This is a genomic window from Streptomyces luteogriseus, assembly GCF_014205055.1.
Lineage (GTDB): Bacteria > Actinomycetota > Actinomycetes > Streptomycetales > Streptomycetaceae > Streptomyces > Streptomyces luteogriseus.
In genome coordinates, this window is sequence record NZ_JACHMS010000001.1 from 8,154,243 (window position 1) to 8,177,873 (window position 23,631).

General features: G+C 72.3%; 21 protein-coding genes. 8 read left to right on the top strand and 13 right to left on the bottom strand.

Going from position 1 to position 23,631, the window contains the following annotated elements:
* Positions 1-123 precede the first annotated feature (123 nt).
* The 3 genes from BJ965_RS36220 (at position 124) to BJ965_RS36230 (ending at position 2,702) form a co-directional block, all read left to right on the top strand.
* Positions 124-369 (top strand): hypothetical protein, encoded by a 246-nt coding sequence (locus BJ965_RS36220; protein WP_030845137.1) that lies wholly within the window; start codon positions 124-126, stop codon positions 367-369.
* A gap of 3 nt (positions 370-372) precedes the next feature.
* Positions 373-750, top strand: a complete 378-nt coding sequence (locus BJ965_RS36225; protein WP_184915407.1) for a toxin Doc — start codon at positions 373-375, stop codon at positions 748-750.
* A 329-nt stretch (positions 751-1,079) separates the two neighbouring features.
* On the top strand, positions 1,080-2,702 hold the full coding sequence (locus tag BJ965_RS36230; protein ID WP_184915410.1) for an RICIN domain-containing protein: 1,623 nt from the start codon (positions 1,080-1,082) through the stop codon (positions 2,700-2,702).
* Positions 2,703-2,760: 58 nt separating this feature from the next.
* On the opposite strand, the gene BJ965_RS36235 is transcribed toward BJ965_RS36230, so the two are convergent.
* The 3 genes from BJ965_RS36235 to BJ965_RS36245 form a co-directional block, all read right to left on the bottom strand.
* Positions 2,761-3,930 carry a lactate 2-monooxygenase gene (locus tag BJ965_RS36235; protein WP_184915413.1) on the bottom strand — a complete coding sequence of 390 codons (1,170 nt, stop codon included), beginning with the start codon at positions 3,928-3,930 and terminating at the stop codon, positions 2,761-2,763.
* 80 nt (positions 3,931-4,010) lie between these two features.
* A complete protein-coding gene (locus tag BJ965_RS36240) occupies positions 4,011-4,706 on the bottom strand; it encodes an alpha/beta fold hydrolase (protein WP_184915416.1) in 696 nt (231 codons plus the stop codon).
* Between the two features lie 33 nt (positions 4,707-4,739).
* A complete protein-coding gene (locus BJ965_RS36245) occupies positions 4,740-5,294 on the bottom strand; it encodes a hypothetical protein (protein ID WP_184915419.1) in 555 nt (184 codons plus the stop codon).
* 326 nt (positions 5,295-5,620) lie between these two features.
* Here BJ965_RS36245 and BJ965_RS36250 point away from each other — a divergent pair, with 326 nt between their 5' ends.
* On the top strand, positions 5,621-6,055 hold the full coding sequence (locus BJ965_RS36250; RefSeq protein ID WP_030845125.1) for a protease inhibitor: 435 nt from the start codon (positions 5,621-5,623) through the stop codon (positions 6,053-6,055).
* Between the two features lie 164 nt (positions 6,056-6,219).
* Here the strand turns inward: BJ965_RS36250 and BJ965_RS36255 are convergent, their stop codons facing one another.
* The 4 genes from BJ965_RS36255 to BJ965_RS36270 form a co-directional block, all read right to left on the bottom strand.
* Positions 6,220-6,426, bottom strand: coding sequence for a CDGSH iron-sulfur domain-containing protein (locus BJ965_RS36255; protein ID WP_184915422.1), 207 nt, complete (start codon positions 6,424-6,426; stop codon positions 6,220-6,222).
* Positions 6,407-7,063: a HemK2/MTQ2 family protein methyltransferase gene (locus BJ965_RS36260; RefSeq protein ID WP_313667574.1), complete on the bottom strand. Its 657-nt coding sequence runs from the start codon at positions 7,061-7,063 to the stop codon at positions 6,407-6,409. Before BJ965_RS36260 ends, BJ965_RS36255 begins: the two co-directional genes overlap by 20 nt.
* A gap of 21 nt (positions 7,064-7,084) precedes the next feature.
* A complete protein-coding gene (locus tag BJ965_RS36265) occupies positions 7,085-8,092 on the bottom strand; it encodes an iron-containing redox enzyme family protein (RefSeq protein WP_184915425.1) in 1,008 nt (335 codons plus the stop codon).
* A gap of 141 nt (positions 8,093-8,233) precedes the next feature.
* The gene (locus BJ965_RS36270) at positions 8,234-9,241 is read right to left on the bottom strand and encodes a Ppx/GppA phosphatase family protein (protein ID WP_184915428.1); all 1,008 of its coding nucleotides are present in this window, start codon (positions 9,239-9,241) and stop codon (positions 8,234-8,236) included.
* Between the two features lie 158 nt (positions 9,242-9,399).
* Here BJ965_RS36270 and BJ965_RS36275 point away from each other — a divergent pair, with 158 nt between their 5' ends.
* Together BJ965_RS36275 and BJ965_RS36280 are read left to right on the top strand one after the other, a co-directional pair.
* A complete protein-coding gene (locus BJ965_RS36275) occupies positions 9,400-9,741 on the top strand; it encodes an ArsR/SmtB family transcription factor (protein ID WP_184915431.1) in 342 nt (113 codons plus the stop codon).
* Between the two features lie 6 nt (positions 9,742-9,747).
* Positions 9,748-10,275, top strand: a complete 528-nt coding sequence (locus tag BJ965_RS36280; protein WP_184915434.1) for an SRPBCC family protein — start codon at positions 9,748-9,750, stop codon at positions 10,273-10,275.
* Between the two features lie 3 nt (positions 10,276-10,278).
* Here BJ965_RS36280 and BJ965_RS36285 read toward each other — a convergent pair whose 3' ends face one another.
* From BJ965_RS36285 to BJ965_RS36300, 4 genes are all read right to left on the bottom strand, one after another.
* Positions 10,279-13,104 (bottom strand): NHLP bacteriocin export ABC transporter permease/ATPase subunit, encoded by a 2,826-nt coding sequence (locus tag BJ965_RS36285; RefSeq protein WP_184915437.1) that lies wholly within the window; start codon positions 13,102-13,104, stop codon positions 10,279-10,281.
* 1 nt (position 13,105) lies between these two features.
* Positions 13,106-15,331, bottom strand: coding sequence for an NHLP family bacteriocin export ABC transporter peptidase/permease/ATPase subunit (locus BJ965_RS36290; RefSeq protein WP_184915440.1), 2,226 nt, complete (start codon positions 15,329-15,331; stop codon positions 13,106-13,108).
* Positions 15,328-16,134 carry an HlyD family efflux transporter periplasmic adaptor subunit gene (locus tag BJ965_RS36295; RefSeq protein ID WP_184915443.1) on the bottom strand — a complete coding sequence of 269 codons (807 nt, stop codon included), beginning with the start codon at positions 16,132-16,134 and terminating at the stop codon, positions 15,328-15,330. The genes BJ965_RS36290 and BJ965_RS36295 overlap by 4 nt, the downstream gene beginning before the upstream one ends.
* A 137-nt stretch (positions 16,135-16,271) precedes the next feature.
* Positions 16,272-16,487 carry a hypothetical protein gene (locus BJ965_RS36300; protein ID WP_003994898.1) on the bottom strand — a complete coding sequence of 72 codons (216 nt, stop codon included), beginning with the start codon at positions 16,485-16,487 and terminating at the stop codon, positions 16,272-16,274.
* A 742-nt stretch (positions 16,488-17,229) separates the two neighbouring features.
* On the opposite strand from BJ965_RS36300, the gene BJ965_RS36305 reads away from it, so the two are divergent.
* Entirely contained in the window at positions 17,230-18,615 is a 1,386-nt protein-coding gene (locus BJ965_RS36305) for a S1 family peptidase (protein ID WP_184915447.1), read from the top strand.
* 110 nt (positions 18,616-18,725) lie between these two features.
* Here BJ965_RS36305 and BJ965_RS36310 read toward each other — a convergent pair whose 3' ends face one another.
* A complete protein-coding gene (locus BJ965_RS36310) occupies positions 18,726-20,882 on the bottom strand; it encodes a SpoIIE family protein phosphatase (protein ID WP_184917918.1) in 2,157 nt (718 codons plus the stop codon).
* Positions 20,883-21,198: 316 nt separating this feature from the next.
* On the opposite strand from BJ965_RS36310, the gene BJ965_RS36315 reads away from it, so the two are divergent.
* Positions 21,199-21,807 (top strand): response regulator transcription factor, encoded by a 609-nt coding sequence (locus BJ965_RS36315; RefSeq protein WP_313667578.1) that lies wholly within the window; start codon positions 21,199-21,201, stop codon positions 21,805-21,807.
* Here the strand turns inward: BJ965_RS36315 and BJ965_RS36320 are convergent, their stop codons facing one another.
* Positions 21,808-23,589 (bottom strand): ABC transporter ATP-binding protein, encoded by a 1,782-nt coding sequence (locus tag BJ965_RS36320; protein WP_184915453.1) that lies wholly within the window; start codon positions 23,587-23,589, stop codon positions 21,808-21,810.
* Between the last annotated feature and the right edge of the window lie 42 nt (positions 23,590-23,631).

Consider the following 23,631-nt stretch of genomic DNA (forward strand, 5'->3'; position numbering starts at 1 on the left):
AATGTGACACCGCACGGCTCGATGTGACCCACATCTCAGGCCGCTCCTCTCTCAGGTACCGTCAGGCGACCTGCCTGACCTGGGGGTATTTACCAGTCAGTACCCGAGCGGTACCGTGAGGGCATGCCAGCTCTCAACGTGGAGTTCAGCGACCGCGAGCTCGAGGACCTGCGGCAGATCGCCAAGGAGCGCGGTACGTCCATGAAGGCCCTCGTGCGGGAGGCGGCCGCGGCCGACATAGCCCGCCACCGGGCCCTCCAGGAGGGCGCGGAGGCCTTCCGCCGCTTCTTCGCCACCCATGCCGACGAGTTCGCCGCCGCGTTCCCCGATGACGAACCGCCCGCCAAGGGCGAAGGGCGGGCCGCCTGAGCCATGGCACCCGTGATCCATATCGACGTGCCCTGGCTGCTTCAGCGCCACGAGGAGGTCCTGCCGGACCAGCCCACCGTCAACGACTTCTCCGCGCTGGTCGCCGCCGTCGCCCGGCACCGCGTCGACCCGCCGCGCCTCGGAGTGAACTCCGACCCGGCCTGGCGGGCCGCCGCGCTGCTGCACAGCATCACCGTGCTCAGGCCGCTGCCCTCAGCCAACGCCCGCTTCGCCTGCGCGACCGCCGTGGCGTACATGTTCGTCAGCGGTGTCGGCATCGACCCGCCGTACGGCGCCCTCGTCGACCTCGCCCGCGACCTGTTGTCCGGCGTCACCGACGTCTACGGAGCGGCGGACCGGTTGCGCTCCTGGCAGATCTGAGGAGCGGGCTCCGGCGCCCGATTCACACAGGCCGCAGGGAAATGTCGAAAACGGGTGCGACCTGCGCATATCCGTTCCCCGCTTCTGACTTTCTGTCAATGGCGGGGATGTTGTCCGGGCGCCTTGTTGGCCGTGTGGGGGTTGTGCAAGAGTGAAACGCGCGTGCGGGGGGAATGGCCGGGTGTCGCACGTGATTTGTGGACCGCGTCCGATTCGCCGTCGGTGAAATCGCACCTCCCGCGCCCGCCCGAAAAGGTACGCACCAACCGGGCCTCCTTTTCCGGCGGCAGGACTTCTGTGTGCCACACGCGTGGGAAGGAACCATCTCAGTGCCCACCCCCCACCCCCCTCGTCCCCCGTATCCCCCGCCCGGCGGGGATCCCGGGGAATCCGATGAATCACTCGCCGCCCCGCTGAGAGGCAGCCCGGAGGGCGAGGTCGCCGCCCATTCCGTCGCGCTGCTGATGGCGCGGCACCACGAGTCGGTGCACGACTACGCGGTCATCTGTCTCGCCTCGTCGGCGCAGGTCGCCGCGATGGTGACCGGGACCGCCTTCCACCGGACACTCAACCGTCTGGCCTTCGGCGAGTCCGCCGTCGCGCTGCGCCCGGCCCTTCTGGTGACCGTGCGCGACACGATCCGCGAGTGGTCCGGCGACGATCGAATATCGGCCGTTCTGCCCGCGTTGCAGAAACCGGCCGGAGGGCGCGGGCTGCGCGCCGCGACAGCCATGACGCCGGAAAACCGCATCCTCGCGGAGCGGGCATTCCAGGCACTTCCCGCGGCTTCGCGGTGTTTGCTCTGGCATGTCGAGGTCGAGGCAGATCCTTTAAGCGTCCCGGCCGGACTGCTGGGCATGGACACCGACATCGCGTCGGCGGCCCTCGAACAGGCGCGGGACAAATTCCGTGAAGGCTGTGTTCGTGCCCATCGCGAACTCGCGCCCACGCACGATTGCCGGTTCTACAACCGCCTCCTCGACGTCCCGATCCGCCGGGGCGGCGCACTGCTGCCGGACGTCCAGCACCATCTGGACGAGTGCCGCTACTGCCGGGACGCGGCGGAACAACTGAGCCATTTCGAGGGCCCGCTGGGGCCGTTGGTCGCCGAGGCGGTGCTCGGCTGGGGCGCCCGCCGCTACCTCGACTCACGCCCGGGGCGCGCGTCGCACGGCACGCGGGGTGCCCGCGCGGGCCGGCGCGGCGGCGGACGGCGGGGCGGCGGACGGCACGGGCTGCTGTCCCGGCTCCCGGTGCCCGCCCGGGTGCCGGAGGCGATGCGGTCGTCGCGGGCGCTGCTCTCGGGCGTCGGCGCGGTCTCGGCCGGGGTGCTGGCGACGGTGCTCATCATCAGCGCGTCGTCCTACGACGGTGGGGAGGCCGACCCGGCCGGCTCCGACAGCGCCGCCGGCGGCCGGGGCTCCTCGTCGGTGACGCCACCCGGCACCGCCGGGCTTCCCGCAGCCGAGGGCGTGACACGGCTGCGCAACGCCGGTGCCGACCTGTGCCTCGACATCCGGGATCTGCCGAAGGAGGGTGCGGGCACCAAGCTGGCCCCGTGCTCGGCGGTGTGGACCCAGCAGTGGACGTACGAGGACGACGGACTCCTGCGCAGCGTCGCCGATCCCGGGCTGTGCCTGGACTCCCACAAGGACGCCGGTGTCGTCGTCCTCGGCACCTGCGCCGACGCGGACGCCGAGCGGGGCGACGACGTGCGCTACGACCTCACCGTGCAGGGGGAGTTGCTACCCCGCTGGGACGAGCAGCTCGCCCTCACTCCGGCCGACGACGACCCGGACGCCGACATCGTCGTCAAGGTCCGCGACCGCTCCTCCGAGGCCCAGCGCTGGCGGCCGCAACCGCTGCCGACGACGGAGGGCTCCCTGTCGATCGAGGAACGGGAGGACCAGGCGGCCCGACAGGTGACACACGCCGACGGCCGGACCGCCTGACGGCACGCCCAACGGCCTGAGCGGGGGCTGCGTGGCCGACGAGCCGCGCGGCCCACCCTCAGGCCGGATCCTCGACGAGGTCGGCCGGGCCGATGGTGCTCGGCGTCGCATGCCCCGAGAGGGCGAGCGTGAGGTCGAGTTCGGCGAGCAGACAGCGGATGACGTGCTCGACACCGGACCGGCCGTCGAGTCCGAGGCCGTAGACGTACGGGCGGCCGACGAGGACCGTGCGGGCGCCGAGGGCGAGGGCCTTGAAGATGTCGTCACCGGTGCGGACACCGCTGTCGAAGAGGACGGTGAGCCGGTCGCCCACCGCCTCCGCCACACGGGGAAGCGCGTCGGCCGCCGCGACGGAGCCGGCCACCTGGCGGCCGCCGTGATTGGAGACGACCACGCCGTCCATGCCGGCGTCGGCGGCCAGCCGCGCGTCGTCCGGGTGCAGGACGCCCTTGAGGACGATCGGCCCGTCCCAGTTCTCGCGCAGGAACGCCAGGTCCGGCCAGCTCTTGGCCGGGTCGGAGAACATCCCGACGAAGTGCATCACGGCCGCGTTCGGAGCCTCGTGCACCGGCTTGGCCAGACCCGCCTGGAAAGCCGGGTCCGAGAAGTAGTTGGCCGTGCCGACCCCGTGCAGGAACGGAAGGTACGCCTGGTCGAGATCACGCGGCCGCCACGACAGCAGCGGCGTGTCCAGGGTGACGACCAGCGCGGTGAACCCGGCGGCCTTCGCCCGGTTCAGGAAACTGCGGGCCACCTCCGGGTCCTTCGGCCAGTACAGCTGGAACCAGCGCTCGGCGTCCCCCATCGCCTCGGCGACCTGCTCCATGGGCGTGCTGGACGCCGACGACAGGATGTACGGCACCCCCTGTGCGGCGGCGGCCCGGGCCGCGGCGGACTCGGCGTCCGGGTGCATGATCGACAGCACGCCGACCGGGGCCAGCGCGAGGGGTGCCGGCAGGGCGCGGCCCAGCACCTCGACGGACAGATCCCGCTGGTGCACGTCACGCAGCATGCGCGGCACGATCCGGCGGCGCTCCAGGGCCGCCCGGTTGGCGCGGGCCGTACTGCCGTTGCCCGCGCTGCCCGCCACGTAGCCGACCGGGCCGGGCCCGAGCCGCTGCTCGGTGAGCTCCTCCAGCCGGGTCAGATCGGTGGGCAGCCGGGGTACGGCACCCGTCATCCCGTTCAGATAGATCTCGTACTGGAAGTCCGCCCACTGCTTGCCCACGTACGCCCCGCCTCTCGTCGTCTCCTCGTCGAGACCGTGCCGTACGGGCGACGATACCGAGCGGTATGCGTTCCGGTGGATCAGGGGCGGATCGCCGCCTCGTGCAGGACCCGGGCCAGTGCGCCCGGCTGCGAGAACATCGGCCAGTGGCCGGTGTCCAGCGTCACCAGCTCCCAGCGGTCGCTCCCGAGCAGCGCGGCCACCGCCGGCATCGGCTCGTCCCCGTCCAGGAGGCACTTCACGTACGTCGCCGGCAGCTCACCCAGGGGGCGGGTGAGGACGGCCGGTTCGGTGAGCGTGACACCCGGGTGCGGGGTCGCTCCCACGATCCGGGCGATGTGCTCGTCCGTCAGCCCCTGCCCCGCGTAGTCCTCGGGGCCGAGCGGCGGCCAGTACCCGCCCTGCGCGTCGATCGTCCGCCGGACGTGCTCGCTGGGCCAGCCCGACAGGAACGACTCCCCGTCCACGGGCACGTTCGCGTCGACGAACACCACGCGCCGCAGCCGTTCGCCGATCCGCTCGGCGGCCTGCCCGACCGGAACGCCCGCGTAGCTGTGCCCGACCAGGACGACGTCCCGCAGACCGAGCCGCTCCACCTCCTCGACGATGTCCCGGACGTGCGTCTGCTGCCCGGACGGCCGTGTGTCCCGTCTCTCGGCGAGGCCCGACAGCGTCACCGCGTGGACGTCATGCCCGGCGCCGCGCAGCCGCGCGGCCACCCCGTCCCATGCCCACGCCCCGAGCCATGCCCCTGCCACCAGTACGAAGTCGGTCATGCGGGCAACGTAGCCGAGGGGTCCGACAACGGGTCACTCCTCGTCCGCACGCGGTGCGGGGTCCGGCTCGGAGTCCGGGCCCTGGGCCCTGACGCGCTGCACGTGTTCGAGGGACTCGCGCAACTCGGCGAGCCAGTCGTCCGTGTGACGCTGGACCAGGCGGACGCACCAGGCCAGCGCGTCGCTGCGGCTGCGCGCGACGCCACCGGCGATCAGTGTGTCGAGGACCTGGCGTTCCGGCTGGCGCAGCCGCGTCATGACCGGCGCGGCCACATGCGTGAAGAGCGTGCGCCGCCCGCCGCACTCGACACCCCAGGACACCTTCCGGCCGAACCGGTGCTCGGCCTCCCGGGCCACGGCCATGCGGTCCTCGCGGGTGCGCTCCCGGAATTCCTGCACTCGGCTCTCCAGAGCCGCCTCCCGTTCGGCGGCCGGGGCGTCCCCGGCCGCCCTGGGAACGGGGATGCGGCCGATGACGGTGATCTCCTCGCGGTCGACCGTGACCTCGGTCAGCTCCTCGAAGAGGTCGTCGGGCAGGCGACCGGCGAACCAGCCGCGGAGCTTCTCTCTCTGCTCGTTCGTAATCATGTAATGACGATTACTCGGCCGTTCCATGAACACAAGGGGTCGCCAAGCAGTCGGCCGAGAGCGGAATCGGAATGTTTCAGGCCTATTAACGAACACACGAGAATCGGCCATCTGGCCGCTTCCTGATCCGGGAGGCCGCGCGGTTACGGGCTTCGGACGCGCGCGTTCCGTAACTTCACGCCACTGATTCAACACGCAATGTTACTGAAACCCGTGGGGTCGATGTGTGTTTCCCCGGCGGACTCGGCAGACTCGCGATCGCCGCTCCGGGCACCGACCGAGCACGGACCGGCACACCCTGTAATCGAAGCGGAAGGATGCACACAATGCGGAACACCGCGCGCTGGGCCATGATCCTCGGCATGACGGCCACCGCCGTCTGCGGACCCCTCACCGGGGCCGCGCTCGCCTCCCCGGGTCAGGCCCCCACCGCGCTCTACGCCCCGTCGGCCCTCGTTCTCACGGTGGGCCACGGCGAGAGCGCGGTCGCAGCGACTCCGGAACGCGCGGTCACCCTGACCTGTGCCCCGACGGCCGCCGGCACGCACCCGGCGGCCGGCTCGGCCTGCGCGGAACTGCGCGGCGTCGGCGGGGACTTCGACGCCCTGACCGCGAGGGGCGGCGTGATGTGCACCAAGCAGTACGACCCCGTGGTCATCACCGTCGACGGCGTCTGGCAGGGCAAGCGCGTCTCCTATGAGCGGACCTTCTCCAACGACTGCATGAAGAACGCCTACGGAACGGGCGTCTTCTCCTTCTGAGAGGGCTCGACCCACAGACCGGGATCGCGCTGAATCCGTGAAGCGCAGCGGGCCGTGGCTGGGGAGCCGGGCCGTTGTCACGGGGAGTCGCGATCTCGTGCGAGGGGGCCGGCGGGCGGAGTGGGGCCGCCCGCCGGCCCCTGGGCGTTCCTACGGCCGGGGTCTCACGCCCGGTCGCGGTGGCTCGTGTCGCACCATGGGTAGCGGCGGCTGCGGCGGCACGTGCACAGGGCGACGCGGAAGCGGTCGGAGCTGACGACGGAACCGTCCTCGAGCTCCACCTCCACCGGGCCCTCCACCAGCAGCGGGCCCTTGCGCTGGACGGTGACGCGGCGCGGCGCGGCAGGCCGGTCAGACGGGGAGTTCGGCACGGACGACCACCAGCTCTTCCTTGTCATCGGCGGCGGGCAGCAGCCCCCGCTCCCGCAGCCAGCGCTCTCGGCCGCGCAGCACGGGCCCGAGCGCGATCCGGCGCCGACGGGTCACCGCGGCCTTCAGACCGGCCGTGCGCAACTGCCCGACGGTCAGGTCCGGGCCGCTGAGCGCCGACTGCACGAGCAGCAGCACCCCGCCCGGGCGCAGCAGGCCGGGCGCCTCCCGGCAGATGCGGTCCACGACCATCCGTCCGTCGCCGCCCGCGTCCCAGGCCCGGGCCGCCCCCCGGGGCGGCCTGCGATGACCGTCGGGCGCGGGGACGTACGGGGGATTGGCCAGGATCAGATCGAACGTCTTGCCGTGCACGGGTTCGAAGAGATTCCCGTGCCGGATGCGGACCGGGAGCCCTGCGAGCCGGGCGTTAACCCGCGCCGCCCATACGGCACTCCAGGACACGTCCACGGCGGTCACACGGCTGCCCCGGCGCGCGGCCTCCAGGGCCAGGGCGCCACTGCCGGTGCCCACGTCGAGGACCTCCGCGCCCGGAGGCAGCGGTTCGTCGTACAGGGCACCGGCCAGCAGCTCGGTGTCCTCCTGCGGGGCGTACACGCCCGGGGGTACCAGTGCAATCACGGACGCCGAGTACCCCGGCAATCAGGAGATATGAGCTGCTTCCTGGGCAAGCGGTGCATGGAGTGACGAACGTGCGGCGTGCCAGTCGGTGAGCAGCCGGGCACCGAAGCGCGCCTCGACGAACTCGGTGGCGTCGATGCCGAAGACGACGTCCGGGGCGAGATGCGGCTCCTGCTCCAGCAGCCCGCCGATGACCTCGTGACGCACCACCTGCTCGTGCACCGCGTCGGCCTCGACGTGCTCGTCGTAGAAGTGCTCGGCCGCGGGCCCGGCGCCCGTGCGGCGCATCGCCTCGGCGAGCCGCCGCGACCCCGGGGACGAGGTGATCTCGACCGTCGCGAAGTGCCCGACCAGGGCGCCCCTGAGAGCCCGGTGCAGCCCGAACAGCGACATCATGTTCACGGTGACCAGGGCCTCGGCGGAGGCGGCGTCGAGGTAGCGGCCGTACGTGGTGTCCAGGCCCAGGTCCGTCATCAGGTCGGCGAACAGGGCCGCGTGCACGCGCTCCGCGCGGCCGCCGCCCCACTCGTCGAACTCCACGGCCGCCATCCCCGCCTTCGCCCGGCCCCACAGCCGCGGCAGCACCCAGGCATGTGGGTCCGCCTCCTTCAGGTGGTACAGGGAACGCTGTGCCGCGTACTCGCGCACCTGCCACAGTTCGCCCTCGGCGCGCAGGAAGTGGGTCACGCCGGTGCCCTCGACGGGCTCGACCAGCAGGCCGGCCAGCGCCTCGTCCACGCTGTCGTGGACGTGCGCGTCGGTGCGCAGCGCGGACAGGAAGCGGTGCTCCATGGCGGCGCGGGTGCGCAGCAGCTCGGGATCCCACTCCCGCTCCGGCGAGACCTCCGCGAAGCCGCGGTAGTGCAGCTCGTAGCACAGGTACAGGGCGAGCTGGAGATCGTCGCCGTACACCTCGGCGCGGGCGACCTCCTCGAGGCGGGGCAGGCGGCCGGCTCCCCGCAGATACGCGCCGACACCCCTGCTCAGCGGGCCGCGCGGGGCCGGCAGTCGTGGTCCTTCGTGCTCCATGTGCGCCGGGTACCCGCCCGACGACCGAGGTCACCCCTCACGACAGCCCTGAAGCCAGGGGCCGGGCCGGGCCTGCCGTGCCGGTCTGGTTCTGGTCCTGGGGCGCGGGGGTCTCCTCCTCTGTTCAGGACGGCGCGGGCGTCAGCCGGAGGTGGCGGCGATCCGCAGCGGCACCGGGTCGGAAGGAGCGGCCTCCTTGCTGCCGCGGGAGACCTCCGCCCACCAGGAGGGGCCGTCCTCGATGTGGCGCAGCAGCACGCCCTCGCGGATCGCCCAGGGGCAGACCGTGACGGCCTTGATGCCGGTCAGCTTCAGCGCGGTGTGCCCGACCACCGCTCCCGCCAGGCTCTGTGCGGCGCGCGGGGCGGAGATGCCGGGCAGGTGCGCCCGCTCGGCGGCGGGCAGGGCGGCCAGCCGTGTGATCGCCGCCCGCAGTTCGGAGCGGTGCATCTGCCGGTCCACGAAAGGGCCGTGGCGTCCGGGTGCGGCGCCGCACAGCCGCCCCAGCTGCTGGAAGGTGCGGGAGGTGGCGACCGCGGTGCGCGGGCCCTCCCAGCGGATGCGCGCCGCGACGTCCCGCAGCTGATGGCGGACCTTGCGGCGCAGCGCCCGCACCCGCTCCGGCGACGGCGGGTCCTCGTCCTCGAAGAACTCGTGCGTCAACCGCCGAGCCCCCAGCGGCAGCGAGGCCACGAAGTCGGGCAACCGGCCGCGCCCGAAGGCGACGTCCAGTGTGCCGCCGCCGATGTCGAGCAGGGCGAGCGGCCCCGACCGCCAGCCCATCCAGCGCCGCGCCCCGAGAAACGTCAGTTCGGCCTCGACCTCACCCGGCAGGGTGCACAGGTCGACGCCCGAACGGGCGCGGACGGCGCGCAGGACCTCGTGCCGGTTCGGCGCGTTGCGCACCACGGCGGTCGCGAACGCCAACGGACCGGCCGCACCCCACCGGTTGGCGGTCCTGCTCGCCTCGGCCACCGCGTCGACGAGTTGCCCCACGGCCTGCTCCGGGACGGGTCCCCCCGGTGTGATCTGCTCGGACAGCCTCAGCCGCCACTTGGCGGTGTGCACCGGCAGCGGCACTCCGTCCGCCGCGTCGGCGACCACCAGTCTGACCGCGTTCGATCCCACATCCACCACGCTGATACGCATGGGCGGTGGGTACCCACTTACGCGGCAGGCCAACAGAGCGCACGCGCGCGACCGGCGAGGACGCGCCATCGGCGGGCCGTGAGCACCTGGAACAAGGGCCCGGCAGGACCAGCCTGTATTCCTTGACGCGCATATAACCGTCGAGGCATATTGGAGTCATGTCCGACGCCGCCCTCTGGACCGCGCTGGCCGATCCCCACCGGCGGGCCATCGTCGCGCTGCTCCTGGAGCGGCCCCGGCCCGTCGGTGAGATCGTCGAGGCGTGCGGACTGAGTCAGCCGAGCACCTCCAAGCACCTCAAGGTGCTGCGCGAGGCGGGCCTGGTCCGGGTGCGCCAGGACGCGCAACGCCGTGTCTACGCCCTCGACCCCGCCCCGATCGCCGCCCTGGACGCCTGGCTCGCCCCCTACCGCGCCCTCTGGAACAAGAGCCTCGACACGCTGGGCCGCCGCCTCGACGAGACGCCGGACGCCCCCGAACCACCCGCACCGAAGGACTGATCCGCCATGACCGCCGACCTCACCGGCACCTATCTGACCCTGGACGACGGCCGCCCCGCCGTCCGTTTCAGCCGCGTCTACGACCATCCCGTGGACCGCGTCTGGCAGTTCGTGACCGACGCGGACGAGCTGGAACGCTGGTTCCCTTCCCGCGCCGAGATCGAGCTGCGTCCGGGCGGCACGATCACCTTCAGCGGTGACCCCCACATGGAGGGCTCCACCGGCCGGGTCCTCGCCGTCGACCCGCCCCGGCACCTGGCGTTCGAGTGGGGCGGGGACGAACTCCGCTTCGACCTGGAGGAAACCGGCGACAAGAGCACCCGTTTCACTCTCACCAACGTCCTCGACGCCCAGGACAGCGCCGCCCGCAACGGCGCCGGCTGGGAGGTGTGCCTGGCCGCGCTGGACGCCCGGGCGCGCGGCGAGGAGACCTCCGGTCCGCACTCCGGCGCCGACGCGCCCTGGAAGGAGCTCTACGCCGCCTACGTCGCGGCGGGGATGCCCTCCGGCGCGCCGGTACCCGGACTGGACTGACCGCTACGCCATCTGACGCCGCACCAGCTCGTGCAGCCGGCCTCCGGTGTCGGCGAGGAGCTGCGCGGGCGGGCCCTGCTGGATGACCTTGCCCTCCTCCATCACCACGACCCGGTCGGCGTCCAGCACCGTCGACAGCCGGTGCGCGATGACGATCCGGGTCGCGTTGAGGGCCTTGGTGCTCTCGATCACCGTGCGCTGCGTCTCGTTGTCGAGCGCGCTGGTCGCCTCGTCGAAGAAGAGGATGCGCGGCCGCCGGATCAGCGCCTGGGCGATCATCAGCCGCTGGCGCTGGCCGCCGGAGACGGCTCCGCTGCCCGCGACGATCGTGTGCAGGCCCATCGGCATCCGCTTGATGTCCTCGGCGAGACCGGCCATCTCGGCCGCCGCCATCGCCTCCTCCGGCGTGTACGGCTCGGTGCCGCAGATGACGTCCAGGATCGAACCGGTGAACGGCTGCGCGTTCTGGAGCACCACACCGCACTGGCGGCGCACCGCCGACTGGTCGAGGGCCGCCAGGTCCTGCCCGTCGTACAGCACGCTGCCCGACACCGGCCGGTCGAAGCCGATCAGCAGCCGCAGCAGCGTCGACTTTCCGCAGCCGCTCGGGCCGACGACCGCGACGAACTCGCCCGGTCGCACCTCGAACGACACGTCGTCCAGGACCAGCGGACCGTCGTCCGAGTAACGGAAGGACACCCGCCGTGCCTCGATCGCCCCGCTCAGCGGACCCGGCCGGGTGCTCGCCGTGCGCACCTCCGGCGTCGCGTCGAGCACCGGCTTGATCTCCTCGAACAGCGGCAGCGCGGCCACCGCCGAGACGAACGAGCCCGTCAGCTGCGTGACGGAGGTCAGCACCATCGTCACCGACGTGTTGAAGGTGAGGAACGCCGCCGCCGACATCGAGCCCCGGGCGGGGCCGGCCAGCAGCATGAACATCAGCAGGGTGCACAGCGGCAGGTACACCGCGCCCAGCACCGTCGTGAGGTTCTTGATGCGGCCGACCTTCTGCTGGAGCTCCCGGCTGCGCGCGAACTCCGAGGCCCACGCGGCGTACGCGTAGTTCTCGGCCGCGGCCACCCGCAGCTTGGGCAGACCCCGCAGCGTCTGGAACGCCTGGTTGTTCAGCTTGTTGGAGAGCACCACGAGACGCCGCTGCCAGCGCACCTGCCACAGCCCGAGGCCCAGGAACACGGCGGCGATGACGACGAGCATGCCGATCGCGGCCATCGCCATCGGCACGCTGAACCACAGCAGCAGCCCCAGGTTCATCGCGCCGACCGTCACCGACTGGGCGACCGTCGGTCCGACCCCCGCCAGCAGCCGGCGGATCGAGCTGATGCCCATGGCCGCGCTGGCCAGTTCGCCCGTGGAGCGCTCGGTGAAGAACTTCGTCGGCAGTCTCAGCAGCCGGTCCCACACCGCCGGCTGGAGCGTCGCCTCGATCCGGCCCTCCAGCCGCAGGATCGTGAGGTTCTGCAACAGCATGAAGGCCGCCGCCACCACACTGCTCAGCATCACCGCGAGACACACCTGCACGATCAGGTCCGTCTGCGCCTTCGGCACGAACTCGCCCAGCACCTTGCCGGTCGCGATGGGCACGAGCGCGCCGATCGCCACCGTCACCAGACCGCTGAGCAGCAGACCCGTCAGGTCGCCGCGCATGCCCTGCATGCAGAACCGCAGCAGCCTCAGCGGACTGAGCCCCCGCTCCGGCAGCGGACGGTAGAACATCACCGCGCGCGGCTCGAACTCTTCGGCGTTGGCCTTCTCGACCGGCGTCTCCCGGCCGGTCGACGGATGCACCGCGACATAGCCGCCGCGCCGCCACAGCAGCGCAACCGGCGCGCCCGACAGGGCCCGCTGACCCACCAGCGGCCCCACGTTGTCCCGCCACCAGCGGCCGTCGAGCCGTACCGCCCGGGTACGCACGCGGGAGGCCAGGGCGACCTGCTCGACCGGGTCGAGGCGGTCGCCGCCGGTGCCCTTCTGGGTCGGCTCGGTGATACGGATCCCGGCCGCCTGCCCGACCAGCTTGCAGGCCGCGTACGTGGCGTCCGCGTCGGCCGCGGTCGTGCGCTGGGAGGAGCGCTTGCCGATGGAGGCGAGCAGCGTCTGGTCGGCCTGGGCGCGCACCGCCTCACCGGCCTTGATGCCCTCGGCGGTGCGCGTCTCGTGGGTGCGCTCCAGCTGCTCGATCCAGCGGTCCAGCGTGGTCAGCAGCCGGTACTGCTGGTCGACCATGGACTGCCACAGCCCCGGATCCATCAGCAGGTCGGCCGCGGCCTCCGCGCCGTACAGCGAGCCGTACTGCACACTGCCCGGCGGCACCTGCATCCAGAACACGTCGTCGTCCGTCGGCGCGGCGGCCCGCTCGGTGGCCATCGGCGCCTGGAACAGGATCGACAGGCTGCGGCCGACCCCGAGGGCCAGCGCGTACTCCAGCGGACTCGTCGTCGGCGGCACGTACTGCGGGTTGCCGTACTCGTCGTACGACCAGGTCGCGGTGTTGGCGGGCTGGTACAGCTCGCGCAGGCCGATGCGGTGCACCACGCAGTCCCGCAGCGGCCGGGCCACCAAGGTGTGCTGCGGTCCCGGCACCGGGCCGAGCACCAGCGAGCCCGCCTCCAGCCGGCCCAGATGGTGCCAGTGGCCCTGCTGCCCGGCGTCGACCGCGAACAGGTCCACGGCGCCGGAAGCCACCAGCCACAGCACCTGCGGGCCTTCGAGGTCGAGGCGGTTGAACCCGGCGCAGTCGATGCGCGAACCCATCTGCCCGAAGGCGCCCAGCACCAGGTCGCCGTCGTGTCCTTCGTGAACGGCCGTCATGTCACCGCTCCCTGACCAGTGCCGCGTACGCGCCGCCGCGGGCCACCAGGTCCTCGTGCCGTCCCCGCTCCACGATCGTGCCGTGCTGCAGGACGACGATCTCGTCGCTGTCGCGCACCGTGCTCAGCCGGTGCGCGATCACCACACAGGCGCAGCCGCGCCGGCGCAGGTTGTCCATCACGACCTGCTCGGTCTCCGCGTCCAGCGCGCTCGTCACCTCGTCGAGCACCAGGATGCTCGGCCGGCGCACCAGCGCCCGCGCGATCTCCAGGCGCTGGCGCTGCCCGCCGGAGAAGTTGCGGCCGTCCTGCTCCACCTTGCTGTGGATGCCGCCGGGCCGGCGGGTGATCACGTCGTACAGGGCGGCGTCGCGCAGGGCGTCCTCCACCGCGTCGTCGGGGATCGACGGGTCCCACAGGGCCACGTTGTCGCGGACCGTCCCCTCGAAGAGGAACACGTCCTGGTCGACGAAGGAGACCGAGGCGGCCAGCGCCCCCCGCGGGATGTCCTCGATGCGTTGCCCGTCGATGCGGATCACGCCCTCCCACGGCGCGTACAGCCCGGAGATCATCCGGGACACCGTGGACTTGCCGCTGCCCGAACCGCCGACCAGCGCCACCTGCTGTCCGGGACCCACCGTCAGGTCGAAGCCGGTGAGCAGGGGCTTGTCGAGCGGGCTGTAGCCGAACGTGATGTTCTCCAGCTCGACATGGCCCTGGAGGCGGCGCGTGGACTCGCCGGAGCCGGGGCGGCCGTAGAGCGGGTCGGCCTTGAAGTTCTCCACGTCCTTCAGCCGGGCCACGTCCGCCGCGAAGTCCTGGATGCGGCCCGCGACACCGTTCAGCCGGGTCAGCGGGGCGGTGAACCGGGTGACCAGCGCCTGGAAGGCCACCAGCAGACCCACCGAGATGTGCCCCTCGACCGCCCGCATACCGCCGATCCACAGGATCAGCGCGCTGTTGAGGGTGGCGAGCGTCGGCGCGACCACGCCCAGCCAGGCACTCGGCACGCCGAGCCGCTGCTGCTCCTCCAGGGTGGTGGCGTGCTGCCCCGCCCACTTGCGGAAGTAGCCGTCCTCGCCGCCGGTCGCCTTCATCGTCTCGATGAGCTGAAGGCCCGTGTAGGCGGTGTTGGTGAGGCGAGCCGTGTCCGCGCGCAGTTTCGCCGTGCGGGTCGCCCGCAGCCGGATGACGACCCGCATGGCGACGACGTTCAGCAGGGCCACGCCGATGCCGACGAACGTCAGCTGCGGGTCGTAGGTGTAGAGCAGTACCGCGTACAGGACGACCACGATCGCGTCCACGCCCGCCGCCGCGAGGTCGCGCGACAGGGTCTCGGACACCGCGTCGTTGGACTGCAGGCGCTGCACCAGATCGGCCGGGCTGCGCTGCGAGAAGAACGTCACCGGCAGCCGCAGCAGATGCCGCAGGAAGCGGGCGCTGGACAGGGTGGATGAGATGATGCGGCCCCGCAGCAGGTTGGCCTGCTGGAGCCAGGTCAGCACGACGGTGAGCAGCACGCACGCCGCCATCGACGTGAACAGCACGCCGAGCAGCGAGGTCTGGTTGCCGATCAGGAACTCGTCGATGTAGGTGCGGCTCAGCGCGGGCACCGCGGCGCCGACCGCCACCAGCAGCAGACTCGCCAGCACCGCCGCGGGCATCGTGCCCGCCGTACCACGCAGCCGGGCGGGCATCGCGCCCAGGACGCCGGGCTTGCGGCCGCCCCGGGCGAAGTCCTCACCGGGTTCCATCACCAGGACGACACCGGTGAAGCTGCCGTCGAAGTCCTCCATGGGGACGAACCGGCGGCCCTTGCCGGGGTCGTTGATGTAGACGCCGCGGCGGCCGAAACGCCGCCCCATACCGTCGTAGACGACGTAGTGGTTGAACTCCCAGAACAGGATGGCCGGCGACTTCACCTCGGCCAGGGCGGCCACGTCCATCTGCATGCCTTTGGCCGTCAGGCCGTAGGAGCGGGCCGCCTTCAGCAGGTTGCTGGCGCGCGAGCCGTCCCGGGAGACACCGCAGGCGATGCGCAGCTCCTCCAGCGGGACGTGCTTGCCGTAGTGGCCGAGCACCATCGCCAGGGAGGCGGCGCCGCACTCGACGGCCTCCATCTGGAGCACGGTGGGGGTGCGGACGGTCTTCGCCCGGGCCTTGGGCACCTTGCGCTTCGGCGGGGCGGCGCGGCGCCTGCTCCGGGGCTCCTGAGCGGTCGCGCTCATGGCAGCAGCCAGTCGACGGGGTGCTGGTCGGCCAGCCGGATCGAACCGGAGGCCAGCGTCATGGAGGTCAGCTTGAACGGGGGTCCGTCCGCGGACGACCACCTGTACCCGCTCTTCGTGGCGGAGGACTTGTCCAGCCGGACCGTCACGGCCACCGGCCTGCCCTTCTTCGTGAACTGCCCACCCAGCTGGCTGTCCCCGAGGAACGCGGCGATCTGCTGCGGGGACTGGGCCGAGCGGTCCACCGCCTTCACATGGCCGCGCAGCACGCCGTACTCCTGCGTCGGCACCGACTGCACGGTCAGGTCCACGGCGGCGTCGTCGGGGATCGAGGCGGCGTTCTCGGCGGGGACGTACACGGTCGCGTAGAGCGGGTCCCCGGTACGGGCGACCTTCTCGACGGCGGCGACGTTCGCGCCGGTCTGGATGATCTGCCCGACGGTCGCGGCGAGCGCGGAGACACGGCCCGCGTCGAGCGCGCGGACGACCGCTTCGCCTTTGGCCGTACGGACCTTGAGCACCGGGGAGCCCGCGGGTACCCGCTGTCCCTGCTCGGCGAGCACCGCCGTGACCTGGCCCGCGACGGGGCTCTGGAGGAGGTAGCTGCCCTGCCCGTGCGTGATGATGGCGGGTGCGCTGACGGTGGAGGTCACCGAGCCGGTCACCGCCCACACCGAGGCTGCGGCCATCGCGACCACCGTCACCGAGAGCACGAGCCAGCCCTGCGGGCGGGCGAAGCGCACCGGCAGATCGAGTTCCTCCGGTGACTGGAGCTTGGCGAGGGCCTGTTGGCGGAACTGCAAGGAACTTCCCTCACCCGTAGAAGAGGTACTCACGGCCGTGGCGAACGTGCCGGCGACCGTGCAAGAGGTGCATGCGGAACCCGAAGAACCCGGAACCGCCGGCTGCGGTTCCGGGAATCAACGGCACAAAGGCTCGATCAGAGGCCGGAGACCAGGCCGGTGACCGGGGCCGTGTTGAGGCCGGTGACACCCTCGACGGTGCCGACGGCCGTGTCGACCAGGCCGGAGACCGGAGCGATGCCGTCGACGGTGTCGGTGACGGTGTTGACGGCGTTCACGGACAGGCCGCCGGAGATGGCGTCGAGCTGGGCGTCGGCGATCTCGACGGTCTCAACCTGGGGGGTGGAGTTCATGATGGAACTTCCCTTCATATGGATATCTCACAAGGGGGGAGCGGCCCCCTCTGGGGACAGATGACGGCCGCGACCGCGAGCACCGGGCGTCCGTTTCCGAACGCCCTGAGCGGCTCCCGCGGTGCGATGGATCAAAGCACGCTGCGGGTCCACGCTTCCAATCAACCACCCCCCTCACCAGGGAACTTGCGCCTCCACGGCACCGTTCCGTGCAGGTCTGGACACCGCTTGGCGGCGAGTTCTTCACACGTGACACCGCATCGGCGCATCCCGGCCCTTGCTCCGGGGGCAGGCGAATCCGGCACTCCCGCACCAAAGGCGTGTCCGACGCGGCCGGGGTGTGGATAACCCTCCTTTCGGTGACCGGGTTGAGCATTCGATGTGCAGATTCGCTGAAGCCGGGATCCGGCTCTGTGAGGGCGACAGATCGTTCCCGGCCGGATACGGAGCGTTTCGTTCCGCGATGCCGGAGCGGTGCCGTAGCTGAAGGGCCGTCATCCGGCCATGACTCTCCGCGGGCCGGCCGGGCCCGCCCTCCTCGACCGGCCCATGGGAACAGGGGAGTCGCGGACCGCGCGGTCGGTGGGCGGGCAGCGGGAGTTGGCTGATTCCGCGATGCGAAGGGATCACTTGCAATCGGAATTGAACGCCCCGCACGGCCCGTGCGTACCAACAGCCATCCAGGCGCCCCCCAAGCTGCCGGACGGCGGCACAGGCTCCGTCCCCCCAGGAGGAGAGAAGTTTGAGTCACAAGCGAATTCCGAAGCGCAAGGCCGCGATAGCGGCGGGCGGCGTGGTGGCGCTCGGCGCGGCCGCGATCCTGCTCCCCAACGCCAACGCCTCGCAGGACGGTTCGTCCGGCGACGCGGCGGCCGCGCCGAAGACACTGAAGGCGGGCGACGCCTCGGATCTCGCCTCGCAGCTCTCCGGACTCCTCGGAGAGGCGTTCGGCGGCTCCTACTACGACAGTGCCAGCAAGCAGCTCGTCGTCAACGTCGTTCCGGGCGACGACAACAACGTGGTCGTGCAGGCGAAGGCGGCCGGTGCGAAGGTCCGCGAGGTCGACAACAGCTGGTCGGAGCTTCAGGACGGGGCGTCGACGCTGAAGTCCGAGGCGACCATCGCGGGCACCTCGTGGTCGATCGACCCGCGGACCAACAAGCTCCTGGTGACCGCGGACAGCACCGTGACCGGTGCCAAGTGGGACAGACTGGAGAGCACCGTGAAGGAGCTCGGCTCCGACATGGCCACCATCAAGAAGTCCTCCGGCACCTTCAAGCCGTTCGTCTCCGGAGGCGACGCCATCTTCGCGGGCGGCTCGCGCTGCTCCCTCGGCTTCAACGTCACCGCGGGCGACGGCTCCCCGGCCTTCCTGACCGCCGGTCACTGCACCCTCGGCGGCAACGAGTGGTCCGACACCCAGGGCGGCCAGCCGATCGCCACGGTCGACCAGTCCACCTTCCCCGGCAACGGCGACTTCGCACTCGTGAAGTACGACGACCCGGCGACGGAGGCGCCCAGCGAGGTCAACACCGGCGACCAGACCGTGCCGATCACCGAGGCCGCCGAGGCGACCGTCGGCCAGCAGGTGTTCCGGATGGGCAGCACCACCGGGCTCAACGACGGCCAGGTGCTCGGCCTCGACGCCACGGTGAACTACCCGGAGGGCACGGTCACCGGCCTCATCCAGACCGACGTCTGCGCCGAACCCGGCGACAGCGGCGGCTCGCTGTTCACCCAGGACGGTCTCGCCATCGGCCTGACCTCCGGCGGCAGCGGCGACTGCACGGCCGGCGGTGAGACGTTCTTCCAGCCGGTGACCACCGCCCTGGAGGCGGTCGGCGCGACCCTCGGTGCGGGTGGTGCCGCTGGCGGCGGTGCCGGTGCCGGTGACGAAGCCGGTGCGGGTGCGGGCGACGAAGCAGGTGCGGGCGACGAGGCCGGTGCCGGTGCCGGTGAGGAAGCGGGCGCCGGTGAGGAGGCCGGAGCCGGCCAGGAAGCCGGGGCCGGTGAAGAGGCCGGTGCGGGTGCCGGTGAGCAGGCCGGTGGTGACGAAGCGGGTGCCGGTGCCGGCCAGGACGCCGGTCAGGGTGTCGAGGACAACTCTGGTCTGACCGAGTCCCGCTGACCCTGCTCAAGCCGTCGGCAGCCGGTCCGACGCCGCCGGCCCGGTCCCGCCCCCTTCCTGGCGGGACCGGGCCGGCCACCGGCGTTTCCGCGGCGCCGCGCCCGGGGGAGCTACCCGAGGGCCCTGATCAGCAACAGGGCGATGTCGTCGAGCCGTTCCTCCCCGTCCGCGTGGTGCCGCCCCTGATGGACGAGGCTGTCGGCCAGCTCGTCCAGCGGCAGGTCCCCGGCATCGGCCAGCCGCCGGCCCAGATCCGCGAGGGCCTCCTCGAAGTCCGTGCCGGGCGACTCGACCAGCCCGTCCGTGTAGAGGACGAGCAGCGAACCGGGGGGCAGGGCGACCTCCGTCGTCGGATACACCGCCGAGGCGTCGATGCCCAGCAGTGGGCCGCCCGCCAGGTCGAGGACGCGGACCTTGCCGTCCGGCCGCCTCAGCAGCGGCGGGGGGTGCCCGGCCCGGGACATCACGGCCCGCCCGTGCTCCGGGTCGAGCCGCAGGTACAGACAGCTGGCGAACAGGTCGGCCCCCAGGTCGAGCAGCAGCCGGTTGGTGCTGCGCATGACCTCTTCGGGCGCCTGCCCCACGGTCGTGTACGCGCGCACCGCGGTGCGCACCTGTCCCATCAGACCGGCCGCCGTCACGTTGTGGCCCTGGACGTCCCCGATCACCGCCGCCGCCGTCCCCTGGGAGCCGACCAGGTCGTAGAAGTCGCCGCCGATGTCCATGCCCTGAGTGGCCGGCACATAGCGGCCGACCGCCTCGATGCCGGGCAGTGACGGCAGGGAGTGCGGCAGCAGCGCCTCCTGGAGGCCGTGCGCGAGCCGGTGCTTGGCGTCGTAGAGCAGGGCCCGCTCCAGCGCCTGCGCGATCAGCCCGGCCATGCTGGTCATCACCGCCCGCTCCTCCGTCGGGAAGGGGTGGGGCTCGGCGTAGGAGAGCACACAGGTCCCCACCGGGCGGCCCTGGGCGATCAGCGGCAGGTAGGCCCAGGCGGCGAAACCGTCGGGGGTCGCGAGCCGCGCCGGGTACAGGCGCTCCAGCTGCTCCTGCGTCTCGAAGAACGCGGGCACGCCCGTCCGCAGCACCTGGATGCCGGGTGTCGACTCGGTCAGAGGCATCCCGTCGAACCGTTCCACCACGCGCGGGTCCGGGTATCCGCGATGCCCGAGCACCTGCAGCCGGTTCGCCCGCGAGCCGAGCACGACCAGGGCCTGACTGCCCACGGCCGGGGCGATCTCGTCCGCGACCAGCTGCACCACGTCCTGCACTCCCACCGCCTCGGTGAGCGCACCGGCCAGGTCCAGCACCTGCGAGATGGTGACGAGGCGGGACGGCGTCCCGTCGGGCGGCGGTGCGGTCCGGTTCATCCGGGACACGGCCCGGGACCTGGTGATGCGGACGCTCAGACCCGTCGTGCTCGGGTACAGCCGGAACGACAGCCATTCGCCGGGCGGGCGCAGCGCCACGAACGAGGTGACGTGCTGGCTCAGCAGCGCGGCCCGGTAACGGTCCTCGTACACCGGGTCGTTGAGCCACGGCACCGACGCCCACAGCTGGGTGCCGAGCAGCCGGCTGACGGGGACGTTCAGCAGCTCGCCCGCCGCCGCGTTGACGAAGCCGACCCGTCCGTGCAGGTCCAGCGAGACCAGCCCGTACGGCAGCCGGCTCACCATTCGGGCCGCCTCGACCGTGCCCAGCGTGCCGGCCATGCCGCCCACCAGGGGGGAGGCGAGCAGATCGGTCTCGGGGTGCGGCGGGATGCTGTGCTCGGCGGCCCGCTCCAGCCGGACCGCGAGCCGGCCGCAGGCCGCGGTCAGATGATCGCGCTCGTGGTCGGACATCTCCGCCGGATGCGCGCCCGGCCAGGTCACGAAGACCGCGCCGTACACGGTGGACTCGGTCGCGACCGGCACCGCGGCCAGGGCGAACGGGTAGGGCAGCACCACGGCGATCCGCGGATAGTGGCGGGCCATCTGCTCCTCGCCACCGACCCACACCAGCCGTCGCTCGCGCGCCGCGTCGGAGACCGGGATCGGCGAGCTCAGGCCCACCCGCTCCCAGGGCGCCGCGAAAGCCCGCGGCAGACCGGCCATCACCGCCATCTCCAGCACCGGCTGGTCCGGTGCCATCAGGTACACCGCGCCGGAGTGAGCGTGCACCTCGTCCATCATCGAGGCCAGCGCCAACGAGAGCAGGGGCCGGCCGACCGGCGTCCTGGCGGTCGCCGGCGCCTGCGCGGACGACTGTCCGTCGGACACGCCGACCACCTCCTCGCACGGCCGCGCGACCGGCCCCAGGAACAAATCTCCCCCCTGACGGCCGGTCCCGCACGACGAGCGGTTCCGCGACGGGCCTGGTTACCGACGGTCACATGCGCTCCGGCCCCGGCGGGAGCGCCCACGTACCCCGACTCCTCCGACCCATGCCCCCGTAGTCGAAGCGTGGCCGGGCGTACGGGCGCTGGGCGTGCGCCCCCGCGCACCCTGATGGCTGGTTCTCCGCGCCCACGCTGGGTCACGGTCACGAACAATGGGGCACGCGCTCACCAGGACGAGGGGGCGTACGGCGAGCGGAGGGGTGGCAGTGATCCGGGTGCTTCTGGTGCACGACGAGTGCCTCGTGCGGTCGGTGCTGGCGGAGTGGCTGCGGCGGGAGACCGACCTGGCGGTGCACGACACGTCGTGGCGCGGTGCGCCGGGCATGGTGCGGTCGGTCCGGCCGGACGTGTGCGCGGCGGACCTGGAGTGCACGGACTCCTACGGCATCCCTCCGCTGGGCGAACTGTGCCGGCCGGGCCCGGAGCGCGTGCACCCGCGATTACTCGTGCTCGCCACCGCGAGTCGGCCGGGCCTGTTGAAGCGGGCGGCCGAGGCGGGGGCGCTCGGCTACGTGGACAAGGAGGGATCCCCGCAGAATCTGCTGCGCGGGATCCGCCGCGTTGCCGAGGGGGAACGTTTCGTCAACGACTCGCTGGGCTTCGGGTTCCTCAAGGCGGCGGAGATGCCGTTGACCCGCAGAGAACTGAGCGTGTTATCCCTCGCGGCCGAGGGAGCCTCCATCGCGGAGATCGCCGGGAGCCTGCACCTCTCCCACGGGACGGTGCGCAACTACATGGCCGCCATCACCCGCAAGACCGGGGCCCGCAACCGCATCGACGCGATACGCATCTCGCAGGGCCAGGGCTGGCTCTGATCACCGCCGGGCCGGTGCGGGGATCCAGCTCCCGACGAGGTCCCGGTACAGCCCGGAGGACCGCATCAACTCCTCATGACTGCCGTACGCCGTGCTCCGGCCGTCCATCACCAGGACCCGGCCGGCACGGCGGGCCGAGCTGATGCGGTGGGCCACGACCACCAGGGTCCCGCCCGGCCGCGCGGCGAACGCCCGCTCCGCACGCTCCTCCGTCCCGGGGTCCAGATGGCAGGTCGCCTCGTCCAGCAGGGCGAGCGGGGCGTACGACAGGTAGGCCCGGGTCAGGGCGATCAGCTGCCGTTCGCCGGCCGACAGCGCCGCCGGATCGATCCGGGCGTCGAATCCCCCGAGCCGCTCGGCCAGCGGGGCGAGCCCGACCGCCTCGGCCGCGGCCAGCAGTTCCTCCCCGGGCACCGGGCCGGGCCGCAGATACGCGAGGTTCTCGGTCAGCGTGCCGCTGAACACGTATGCCTCCTGCGGGATGAGCACCCGCGCGGCGGCGACCTCCGGTCCGGGCACGGGATGTCCGCCGACCCGGATCGTGCCGTGTGACGGGGCGAGCAGCCCCGCCACGAGTGCGGTGAGCGTGGACTTGCCGGCGCCGCTGGGACCCACGACGGCCAGGTGCGCGCCGGGCGGGAGGGTGAGATCGAGATCCTGGACGACGGGCGCGCTGGCGGGACCGTAGGCGAAGGTGACGGAGGCGAGGGAGAAGGCGGGGTGCGGGGCACCGTGGCCCGCGGTGGCGTCCGCGGGCCCGGGCCCGGTGTCCGGCGGCCGGGCCGGGCCGGTGTCCTTCCCGGCGAGCCTGCGCAGCACCACCGTCAGGCGGGAGCCGCTCGTGCCCAGACCGTGGATCAGGTTGCGCAGGGCCGGGAGCAGGGACTGGGTGACGTAGGCGAGGGCGCCGACCAGGGCGCCCGCGGTGACGCCGTGGGACAGGAGCCAGGGTCCGGCGGCGAGCAGCAGCACGATCGGCAGCTGGCCGCCGATCGTCAGGGACGCCACGCGCAGCACACCCCAGTGGGCCAGGGCGCGTGCCGCCCGCAGTTCCGACTCGACCCGTTCCCCGGTGCCGGCGGCGATCTGCGCTTCCGCGCCGGTCGCCGTGATGTCCCGCAGGCCGGGGCAGACGGTGCCGAGGTCACCGGCGAGGGCCTCGTCCGCGACCAGGAACGTCTCCTGCCGCCGGGCGAGCGGTCGCAGCGTCGCGGCGAACAGCGCCATGCCCACGATCAGGGGCGGCCCCACGATCAGCAGGAGCGGCGGGGCGAGCGTGAACAGGCCCGCCAGGGCGCCTGCGGCGGTGAACACGAAGGAGCGGGAGACCATGACCAGTCCGGCGAAGGTGTCCCGCGCGATCTCCACCTGCTGGGTGAGCCCGGACAGCGACCCCGCGTCCCCGGTCCGCACCCCACGCGTGACCACCCGCTCCACGAGCAGGTCCCGGAGCGGTTCGACCAGCGCGGCGACGGCGGCGTAGACCCGGGCGGTCCCGTACGCGCCGAGCAGGACACCCAGCCCGGTCACGGCCAGCCAGACCAGTCCGACATCCGCCCGCCCGCGCAGGAACCCCTCGTCCAGGGCGCGGGCGGGCCCGTACCCGATGAGGAAGGTCTGCCCGGTCTCCAGCACGGACCAGGCGGTGAGCCGCAGCAGGACTCGTCGGCGTGCCAGAAGGAAGCGCAGGCCCCGGGTGGGGAGGGCGGCTCCTGCCGGGGCGTCGGCGGCCGTTTCCGCGTCCTGCCCGCGTCGTCCGCGCGTACGGATCCGGGCCGTCATGTCAGCGCCCCGTCCCCGGCAGCCGCACCCGTACCCCTCGGG